This window comes from Mycobacterium sp. 1164966.3, assembly GCF_001665395.1.
GTDB lineage: Bacteria > Actinomycetota > Actinomycetes > Mycobacteriales > Mycobacteriaceae > Mycobacterium.
Map to the genome: position 1 here is coordinate 40317 of NZ_LZSG01000043.1, position 10680 is coordinate 50996.

At 66.5% G+C, this 10680-nt stretch carries 5 protein-coding genes; all 5 read right to left on the reverse strand.

Annotated features, from left to right (window positions below):
• Window positions 1-68: 68 nt before the first annotated feature.
• On the reverse strand, window positions 69-926 hold the full coding sequence (locus A9W99_RS15725; RefSeq protein ID WP_067379620.1) for a TIGR03619 family F420-dependent LLM class oxidoreductase: 858 nt from the start codon (window positions 924-926) through the stop codon (window positions 69-71).
• On the reverse strand, window positions 923-1576 hold the full coding sequence (locus A9W99_RS15730; protein WP_067379623.1) for a PaaI family thioesterase: 654 nt from the start codon (window positions 1574-1576) through the stop codon (window positions 923-925). Before A9W99_RS15730 ends, A9W99_RS15725 begins: the two co-directional genes overlap by 4 nt.
• Window positions 1573-4578: a bifunctional [glutamine synthetase] adenylyltransferase/[glutamine synthetase]-adenylyl-L-tyrosine phosphorylase gene (locus A9W99_RS15735; protein WP_067379626.1), complete on the reverse strand. Its 3006-nt coding sequence runs from the start codon at window positions 4576-4578 to the stop codon at window positions 1573-1575. The genes A9W99_RS15730 and A9W99_RS15735 overlap by 4 nt, the downstream gene beginning before the upstream one ends.
• Window positions 4579-4599: 21 nt before the next feature.
• Window positions 4600-5940 (reverse strand): type I glutamate--ammonia ligase, encoded by a 1341-nt coding sequence (gene glnA, locus A9W99_RS15740; RefSeq protein ID WP_067379629.1) that lies wholly within the window; start codon window positions 5938-5940, stop codon window positions 4600-4602.
• A gap of 194 nt (window positions 5941-6134) precedes the next feature.
• The coding region (locus A9W99_RS15745) for a non-ribosomal peptide synthetase (protein ID WP_156623126.1) at window positions 6135-10680 on the reverse strand (4546 nt) is incomplete at its 5' end.

The following is a 10680-nucleotide window of genomic DNA, read 5'->3' on the forward strand; positions in this document are numbered from 1 at the left end:
CGCCCAAAACGGCCCCGTTTTGGGCGATTTTGCGTCTGCTCGCGCTACAGCGCGCGCCAGTGCTCGCCCTAATCCAGCGTCATGTCCTTACGGAAGCGCCGCATGCCGTCGATCTTGTCGGCCAACGACGCGTCCGGCCCGGCGTAGAACATCCACGGCATGGTGATGATGCCGGTGATACCGGCATCGGCGGCCCGCTGGTAGTCGGCCGGTGTGAAAGCATCGGTCAACGGCGTCAGAACCGTGAAATCGTCCATGGTCAAACCGTTTTCGGCCCGCACCTCGCGCAGCCGGCGAACGGCCTCGATGGCCCGGTCGGTCTTGATCAAGTCGCCGATCCAGCCGTCGTTGCGGGCGGCGCGGCGCAGCGCGACCTCGCTGAGGCCGCCGACGTAGACCGGGATCGGCGGCGGGGTTGGCTGCATCTCCAGCCGCGGAGCCTGAAAGAACTCACCGTCGAACTCCGTCCAGCCCGGTTCCCACAGCGCCCGCATCAAGTCGATGATCTCGTCGGTGCGTCTGCCGCGGGCGGCGAACTGCTCACCCATCAAGGCGAACTCCTCGCGGCACCAGCCCACACCGATGCCGAGTTCCACCCGCCCGGCTGCCAAAACAGCAGCGGTGCCAATGGCTTTCGCAGCCGAATAGGGATTGCGCATGGCGGGGATGTAGACGGTGGTGACGAATCGCAGCCGCTCGGTGACCTGCGCCAGCGCGCCGACGAGCACCCAGGGATCCGCCCAGTCGGTGAAGGGCTGCCAGCGTCGTTGCCCGTCTTTGGTATACGGGTACGGGGTCTGCAAGGTCTCCAGGTTGACGACGTGGTCGGGGATTCCGATACCGTCGTATCCGAGTTCATCTGCGGCCCTGGCGATCTCGACAATCTCCCGGGTATTCAGAAAGGCACTGCTGACATAGAACCTCATTGCCCGCGTTGCCCGTCGCGCGCCCACGCCGGCTCGATGAAGACACCGTCGGCCTCGACGGTGGTCCCCGCGGCGTCTGAAATAGTCCCGCGCGCAAAAACTTTCACGCCTTCCTTGCGGTCGATCCACGCGTCGCAACGAAGGGGGCCCAGCGGCGTGCCGCGCAGGTATTTGACGGTGATGGTTCCGGTGAACCGCGGCTTGGACAGCCCTTCGCTGGCCGCCTCGCCGAGCATGTGGTCGAGCATCAGCGCGCTGACCCCGCCGTGTACCAGCTTGGGAGGACCCTCGTAAGCCGAACCCAGGACGAACTCGCTCCAGCAGCGCCCGCCGCCCACATGATTGACGACGATCGGCGGCGCGACCGGGTTGCACACGCCTACGACCGCGTTGCCCAGTGGCAGCGGGCGATCGTCGACGCGATAGCTCACCCCGACCGGCCGGGCACGTTGCCGGAGCGATTGGGTGACGGCCTCGATCGCGGTGCGCGCCTGCGCGACGACGTCGTCGTCGGTCTCGGTGCGAATGGTGGCGTCGATGAGGTCCCGGACCGCGTCGGCCAGCGGAGCATACAGTGTCGTCACCCGCTCGGCCTCGGCTGCGCTCAACACCTCGAATAGTGCGTCCAGCGCTCCGGCGTCCTGACTCAACTTCCGAACACCTTGCGTACCACGGCTTTTGCCCGCCGGGTCACCCGCAGGTAGTTGTCCAAGAACTCGCTCCCGTCGTCGTTGGGCCAGCCCGCGGCGACCGCGACCGCGTTGAGCTGGCGGCCGGGCCCAGGCAGCTGGTCGGTGGGCTTGCCACGCACCAGCACCAGCGCGTTGCGGGCCCGGGTGGCCGTCAGCCAGGCTTGCCGCAGCAGGTCCACTTCCTCGGCCGGGGCCAGCCCCGCGTCGGCGATCACGTCCAGCGACTGCAGCGTCGAGGTGTTGTGCAGGGCCGGGATTTCGTGAGCGTGCCGCAACTGCAGTAGTTGCACGGTCCATTCGATATCGGCCAGTCCCCCGCGGCCCAGCTTGGTGTGGGTGTTGGGGTCCGCCCCGCGCGGCAGCCGCTCGGATTCCACCCGGGCCTTCATCCGGCGAATCTCCCGCACCGCCTCGGCTGACACACCGTCGGGCGGGTAACGCGTCTGGTCGGCCATCCGCAGGAACCGTTGGCCCAGATCGGCATCGCCGGCAACCGAGTGGGCGCGCAGCAACGCCTGAATCTCCCACGGCTGTGCCCATTGTGCGTAGTAGGCCGCGTACGACGCCAGCGTGCGGACCAGCGGACCACTGCGGCCCTCCGGCCGCAGATTCGCGTCGACCTCCAGGGGCGGGTCCACGCTGGGGGTCCCCAGCAGTGTCCGAACCTGCTCGGCGATCGTCGTCGACCAGCGGACCGCCTGGGAGTCCTCGACGCCGGAAACCGGCTCACAGACGAACATCACGTCGGCATCCGACCCGTAGCCCAGCTCGGCGCCACCGAGCCGGCCCATGCCGATCACCGCGATCGCGGCCGGCGGCTTGCCGTCCTCAGGCAGATTGGTGCGGATGATCGCGTCCAGGGCGGCCTGTAGCACCGCCACCCACACCGACGTGAGCGCCTGGCATACCTCGGTGACCTCGAGCAGGCCGAGCAAATCGGCCGAACCGATGCGGGCCAGCTCGCGACGGCGCAGCGAGCGGGCGGCGGCGATGGCCCTTATCGGGTCGCTGTGCCGGGCAGCCGAGGTGATCAGGCCGCGGGCCACCGTGGCGGGATCGGCTTCGAGCAGCTTCGGGCCGGCCGGCCCGTCGCCGTACTGCTGGATGACCTCGGGAGCGCGCATCAGCAGGTCCGGCAGATACGTCGAGGTTCCCAGCACGTGCATGAGCCGCTTGGCGACCGCCGGCTTGTCGCGCAGTGTCGACAGATACCAGGTCTGGGTCGACAGCGCTTCGCTCAGCCGGCGGTAGGCCAGTAGCCCGGCGTCGGGGTCGGGGGCATACGACATCCAGTCCAGCAGTCTGGGCAGCAGTACCGACTGCACCCGTCCACGCCGTCCGCTTTGGTTGACCAGCGCGGACATGTGCTTGAGCGCGGTCTTGGGGCCTTCATAGCCCAGCGCGGCAAGCTGGCGCTCCGCGGCCTCCGGCGTCATGCCACCGCCGGCGATTTCCAGGCCCGCCGGCCCGATCGACTCCAGCAGTGGCTGATAGAAGAGCTTGGCGTGCAGCCGCGACACCCGCACGTTCTGGTTCTTGAGCTCTTCGCGCAGCACGCCCGCCGCGTCGTGGCGGCCGTCGGGCCTGATGTGGGCCGCCCGCGCCAGCCAGCGCACCGCTTCGTCGTCGTCGAATTCCGGCAGCAGGTGAGTCCGTTTGAGCCGCTGCAGCTGCAGCCGGTGTTCGAGCAGCCGGAGGAATTCGTACGACGCGGTCAGGTTGGCCGCGTCCTCGCGCCCGATGTAGCCGCCCTCGCTCAACGCCTTGAGCGCGTCGACCGTGGAAGCCACATGAAGCGACTCGTCGCCGCGCCCGTGAACCAGTTGCAGCAGCTGCACGGCGAATTCCACGTCCCGCAACCCGCCGGTGCCGAGCTTGAGTTCGCGGCCCCGGACGTCGGCGGGCACCAGCTGCTCGACCCGCCGGCGCATGGCCTGCACCTCGACCACGAAGTCCTCGCGCTCGCAGGCCACCCACACCATCGGCGTCAGCGCATCCAGGTAGCGCTGGCCCAGTTCAGGGTCGCCGGCCGCGGCCCGGGCCTTCAGCAACGCCTGGAACTCCCAGGTTTTCGCCCAGCGCTGGTAGTAGGCGACGTGTGACTCGAGTGTGCGGACCAGCTCGCCGCTGCGCCCTTCCGGCCGCAGCCCGGCATCGACTTCGAAGAACGCGGATGAGGCCACCCGCATCATCTCGCTGGCCACCCGGGCGCTGAGCGCGTCGGCACGCTCGGCGACGAAGATGACGTCGACATCGCTGACGTAATTCAGTTCGCGGGCACCGCATTTGCCCATCGCGATGACGGCGAGCCGGGGCGGCGTGTTGTCACCACACATGGTCGCCTCGGCGACCCGCAGCGCGGCCGCCAGCGCCGCATCCGCGGTGTCCGACAACTGCGCGGCCACCAGTGTGAACGGCAGCACCGGTTCGTCCTCGACCGTCGCGGCCAGGTCGAGCGCGGCCAGCACCAGCAGCTGATCGCGGTACAGCGCGCTCAACCGGGGCACGGCCGAGCCGGGCGCGGCCGACGCGTCGTCTTGTAATTCGTCACAGCACTGCTTGAACGCCGCGGCCAGCTGCTCGCGGCTTGGCAGTATGCCCTTGCCGCGCAGCAGTTTCCAGGACTGCGGATGGGCAACCAGGTGATCGCCCAGAGCCAGCGACGAGCCGAGCACGGCGAACAACCGCCCCCGCAGGCTCCGGTCGGTGAGCAAAGCAGCGTTGAGCTCGTCCCACCCGGTGTCGGGGTTCTCGAAAAGCCTTATCAGGGTTCGCAGGGCGGCGTCGGCGTCGGGTGCGCGCGACAACGACCACAACAGCTCGATGTGTGCCTGTTCGTCTTTCTGGTCGGTTACGTCGTACCAGCCGAGCTGCGTCAGACGTTCGCCGGCGCGGGGGTCGACCAATCCGAGTCGCCCGGCGCTGGGCAGCCTGGGTCGCTCCGTCGCGGGCTTGGTCACGAATCGACGTTAGCGCAACCGCTACAGCGAGAGGTAAGTCCTCAGCTCGTAGGGGGTGACATGGCTGCGGTAATTGGCCCACTCCCGGCGCTTGTTGCGCAAGAAGAAGTCAAAGACGTGCTCTCCCAACGCTTCCGCCACAAGCTCGGAGGGCTCCATCGAGCGCAGCGCGCTGTCCAGGCTGGACGGCAGCTCGCGGTAGCCCATCGCGCGGCGTTCCTCGGGCGTGAGGTCCCACACGTTGTCCTCGGCCTGCGGCCCCAGCACGTAGCCCTTTTCCACGCCGCGCAATCCGGCGGCCAGCAGTACGGCGAACGCCAGGTACGGGTTGCACGCCGAGTCGGGGCTGCGCACCTCGACCCGCCGCGACGACGTCTTGTGCGGCGTGTACATGGGGACCCGCACCAGAGCTGACCGGTTGGCCGCGCCCCAGGAGGCCGCGGTGGGCGCCTCGCCGCCGACCACCAGCCGCTTGTAGGAGTTGACCCATTGATTTGTAACCGCACTGATTTCAGAGGCGTGTTCCAGGATTCCGGCGATGAACGATTTGCCGACATCCGACAGTTGCAGCGGGTCGTCGTCGCTGTGGAAGGCGTTGACGTCGCCCTCGAACAGGCTCATGTGGGTGTGCATGGCCGAGCCGGGATGCTGGCCGAATGGCTTGGGCATGAACGTCGCCCGCACGCCTTCTTCCAGCGCGACTTCTTTGATGACGTAGCGGAACGTCATGACGTTGTCGGCCATCGACAGGGCGTCTGCGAAACGCAGGTCTATCTCCTGCTGGCCCGGGGCGCCTTCGTGGTGGCTGAATTCCACCGAGATGCCCATGAACTCGAGCGCCTCGATCGCGTGGCGGCGGAATGTCGATGCCGATTCGTGCACCGCTTGGTCGAAGTAGCCGGCGTTGTCGATCGGGACGGGCGACGAGCCGTCGTCGGGGCCGGGCTCGAGCAGGAAGAATTCGATCTCCGGATGCACGTAGCAGGAGAAGCCCAGGTCGTTGGCCTTGGCGAGCTGACGCCGCAGGACGTGCCGCGGGTCCGCCCACGACGGCGAGCCGTCCGGCATGGTGATGTCGCAGAACATTCGGGCCGAGTGGTGGTGGCCGGCGCTGGTGGTCCAGGGCAGCACCTGGAAGCTCGACGGGTCCGGGTGGGCGACGGTGTCGGACTCGGAAACCCGGGCGAATCCTTCGATCGACGACCCGTCGAAGCCGATGCCTTCCTCGAAGGCGCCTTCGAGTTCGGCCGGCGCGATTGCGACCGACTTGAGATAGCCGAGCACGTCGGTGAACCACAGCCGCACGAAGCGGATGTCTCGCTCTTCGAGGGTACGGAGGACGAATTCCTTCTGTCGGTCCATACCCGAACACTAGGCACCTTCTGTTAACAACGTGTTACAGCCGAAGCACCTATGTGGCGCGTCGAGGTGTGCCTGAACAGGCAAAACACGTAACAGCAGATCACTGGAATCGCCCGTGACTGAGGCCACAATGGCCACGGCATCCGAAAGCCGACGCGCTGGCCTACGTCGACTGCCGGGCCGAACCGACGGCCTCAACTTTCCAATAATAGTTTGAGTTGTTGGCCATACAGGTTGAGCGATTCGACGGTCAACATTTCTTCATGCGGGCAGTCAACCGGGTATTCGGTAATGTCGCCGGCGACGTGTGGCCGCCAAGCCTGAACAAGATATGAACCCCGATCGCTCTCATCCCGCGCAGCCGAAAAGACGGTGACATCACCATCGAAGATGCGGGGCTCGTGAGTTCGCTGCAACTCCATGTTCTTATTGAAGTTTTGAATTAGCCAATCCACGAGCCGTTTGTACCGGGGAAATTCTGTGACTCCCCGTTCGAGCATCACCTTTTCCAGCTGCTCGTAGGTCACTGGCTCGTCCTGCTCGGGTATATCGATCCCGCAGAACCGGAAGGCTTCTTCCAGCATCTGTTTGTCCTCGAACGGATGGTTCGGCACGGTCGCGCCCTCGAGACTGAATTGCGCATCGAGAATGATCAGGCGCCCGATTACATATCCGCGTTGCCGAAGCTCGACGGCGATTTCATGAGCGACGAGGCCGCCAAAAGACCAGCCGAGAAGATTGTAGGGCCCGCTGGGATTCACCTCTTGGATCCTGTCGGCATAGTTCCTCGCCATCTGGCGAATTGACCGAGGTTCGGTTTCATCGCCCTCAAGGAGTTGTTGAATTCCGATGATCGGGCAGTCCAAGTAATGGCTAAGACGCTGATACGGCCAACTCATCCCACCCCCGGGATGGATGCAGAACAGCGGCACACCGGTACCCTCTTTGAGGACCTCGACAGGGACGACTTCTAACTCACTGGCATCTGTGCCCAGCTGCCGGCTCAAGGTTCGAACGGACGGCGCGTGGAACAAGGTGCGCACCGCGACATGTGTTCCCAGGCGAGTGTTGATCTCCGCGATCACGCGCATCGCCGACAACGAATCCCCGCCCAGGTCGAAGAACGAGTCGTCGACCCCGACCCGCTCGAGCCCGAGTACCGCTGCGTAGATGTCGGCCAGCGTCTCCTCGGTGGGGGTGGCCGGGGCGCGGTACCGATCGGTGCCCTGATATTCCGGCGCCGGCAGGGCGCGTCTGTCAAGTTTCCCGTTGACCGTCATCGGCCATTCGTCAAGCGCCACCACCGCCGCGGGGATCATGTATGCGGGTAGGCGCGCGGCCAGCGCCGCACGGGTCTCGGCCGGGTCGGCCGTCCCGGTGATGTAACCCACCAGGCGTTTGTCGCCGGGCTGATCCTCGCGGGCGATCACCACTGCCTGCTCCACCCCGTTCAGCCCGGCCAGCGCCGCCTGAACTTCGCCCAACTCGATGCGATAGCCGCGGATCTTGACCTGCTCATCGACGCGGCCTAGATAATCCAGCTGCCCATCCGGGCGCCAACGCACCAAATCCCCAGTGCGATACATGCGTTGTCCAGGTTGTCCAGGTTGTGCTGGCACATCCGCACCGTCCACGAACGGACATGCCACGAACCGCGACGCGGTCAACCCGGCCCGGCGCCAGTACCCACACCCGACGCCGCGGCCGACGATATACAACTCGCCGACTACACCGGTCGGCACCGGGCGCAACCAGCCGTCCAGTACGAAGAAGGCTGCCCCCGGCACCGGCGAGCCGATCGGCGGTGACCCCGACCCCGCCGTCAACGGCGCGCTCTTGGCCGCCCACATCGTCGTCTCGGTCGGGCCGTAGACGTTGATCATCACCCGTCCCGGCGCCCACCGATCCACCAGCTCGGCCGGGCAGGGCTCAGCGCCGATGACCAACGCCGCCGCCTCCAACCCCGCAGGCGAGAGCATTGCCACAGCCGAGGGAGTCTGGGTCAACACGCTGACCCCTTCGGCGACCAGCAGGTCGTGGAAGTCCTGCGGTGAGCGCGTCACCTCGTCGGGTACCACCACCAACCGTCCGCCGTGCAACAGCGCACCCCAGATTTCCCACACCGAAAAGTCGAAGGCCAACGAGTGAAACTGTGTCCATACCTGCCCCGGCGCCAACTCCACGCCGGCATCCAGCGCGTCGAACAGCTGAATCACGTTGTGATGGTTGACCGCAACACCTTTGGGCACGCCGGTGGTGCCGGAGGTGTAAATGATGTGGGCGATGTCGTCAGGGGCCGGCGCCGGCAGTGGCGTGCTGGGTTGGTTGTGCACAGCGGGGTCAGCGAAGTCACTGACATCGACAACCAGCAAATCGTGCCCGTCCAGCCGCGATCGCAGTGCCGCGGTGGTGACCGCGGCGATCGGTGTGGCATCGCCGAGGATGAATCCGATCCGGGATTCCGGCAGCGCCGGGTCGACGGGGACGTAGGCCGCCCCGGTTTTGAGTATCGCCAAGATCGCCACGATGGCCTCGACGGACCGCGAAAACAGCAGTGCCACAGATTGTCCCGGCCGCGCACCGTGGTCGGCCAGCAGGTGCGCCAAGCGGTTAGCGGTGTCCTCCAGCTCGCGATAGGTCAACGAACAGTCGCCGCACACCAGGGCCACCGCATCCGGCGCACGCTCCACCTGGGCGGCGAACAACACCGGAATGGACACCGGCGCCGACGGTGCGGGCCGGGTCAACACCGCCCGATTACCGATTTCGTCGAGGCGGGCGTGGTCAGCCTCATCGAGGAGATCTATCGACGACAGCCGCCGGCTGGTGTCGGCGGTGATCGCCATCAATACCCGCTCCAGCCGTTTGATGAGCGCCTCGATGGTTTCCGGGTCGAACACGTCGGTGCGGAATTCCACCGCGCCACCGATCCCGGCGGGTTCGGCGGCCTCGGTCCAGCGTTCGGCCAGCGAAAAGGTCAGGTCCATGCGAGCGGTGTGGGTGTCCGCCGGCAGCGACGTGATCTGCAGGTCACCCGAGGCCAAACCGGCGGCGAGCTTCGTCGTGTCCTGCCCGGCGAAGTTCTGCCAAGCCAACGCGACCTGCACCAGGGGGTGATGAGTCAGGCTGCGGGTCGGGTTGAGCCGCTCAACGAGCAGCTCAAAGGGCACGTCTTGGTGCTCGTAGGCGGCCAGGCTGCGCCCTCGCACTTGGGCCAGCAGCTCGGCCAAGCCGGGATCTCCGGTCAAATCGACCCGCAGCACCAACGTGTTGACGAAGAATCCGACCAGCTCATCGAGCGCTGGGTCGCGCCGCCCGGCGATCGGGAAACCCACCGCCACATCTGTGCTGGCGCTGAGCTTGGCCAAAAGCACCGCCAGGGCGGTCTGAATAACCATGAAACTGGACGCGTTGTGCTCATGTGCCACCAGCGCCACCTGCTGCTGTAGCCCCGCCGGCCAGTCCACCGTCACACTGGCGCCGCGGAAATCAGCCGCCGGTGGGTAGGGCCGGTCGGTGGGCAGCTGCAGGCGGTCGGGCATGCCGGCCAGGGCGTTCTCCCAGTAGGCGACCTGCGCGGCGATAGCACTGTGCGGATCGTGCAGCTCGCCCAATTGCGCGCGTTGCCACAGCGCGTAATCGACATATTGCACCGCCAATGGCGTCCAGCCCGGGGCTTGCCCCGCGCGCCGGCTGGCGTAGGCCGTCTTTAGGTCACGCACCAGCGGCACGATGGACCAGCCGTCGGCGGCAATGTGGTGCACCACGGCTACCAGCACGTGCTCGTCTTGGCCAAGACGGAAAAGCCTGGCGTGCAGCGGGATTTGGGTGGACAGGTCAAACTTGTACCGCACCACCGCATCGAGGGCCTCACCCAGCCGGGCGGGTGGCCAATCGCCGGCATCGATGATCTGCCAGCCGAAGTCGGCCCGCTCAACCGGCACCACCTGCTGGCGGGGTATCCCCTCGGCGGCCGGGAACAGCGTGCGCAGACTCTCATGGCGACCCACCACATCGGCCAGCGCCGCACCCAACGCCTCGGTGTCAAGCGGCCCTCGCAGGCGCAACGACATCGGCAGGTTGTAGATCGGTGAAGGGCCCTGTAACTGGTCGATGAACCATAACCGGTTTTGGGCAAACGACAACGGCACCACCGCGGGGCGCTCTACGGGCACCAGCGGCGCATACCGACCTGCCTCGGCCCCGACCCGCGGCGCCAGGCGGGCAACCGTGGGCGCCTCGAACACCGCGCGGACGGAAAGATCTGCATCCAGTGCGGCCTTGACCGCGGCGACCAGGCGCATCGCCGACAGCGAATCCCCACCCAAATCGAAGAACGAGTCGTCGACCCCGACGCGTTCAACACTCAACACTTGCGCGTAAATACCGGCCAGAATTTCTTCGGTGGGGGTGCTCGGGGCGCGGTAACGATCAAGCTCGCGATACTCCGGAGCCGGCAGGGCACGCCGGTCGAGTTTGCCGTTGGGTGTTACTGGCAGCGCGTCGATCACCACCACCGCCGCCGGAACCATGTAGGCCGGCAGCCGCTCGCTCAGCACGCGGCGCGCCTCGGCTGGGTCGGCGGTGCCGGTCACATAGCCGACCAGGCGCTTATCCCCGGGGCGGTCCTCACGGGCAACCACCACCGCCTGCTCCACTCCGGCCAAACTTGCCAGCGCCGTTTGGATTTCGCCGAGTTCGATGCGATACCCGCGGATCTTGACCTGCTCATCGGTGCGG

What these genes read in the sequence shown, in the direction of transcription:
- A9W99_RS15725 (WP_067379620.1), bottom strand. Translation starts at nt 926, where the DNA reads ATGAGGTTCTATGTCAGCAGTGCCTTTCTGAATACCCGGGAGATTGTC.
- glnA (WP_067379629.1), bottom strand. Translation starts at nt 5,940, where the DNA reads ATGGACCGACAGAAGGAATTCGTCCTCCGTACCCTCGAAGAGCGAGAC.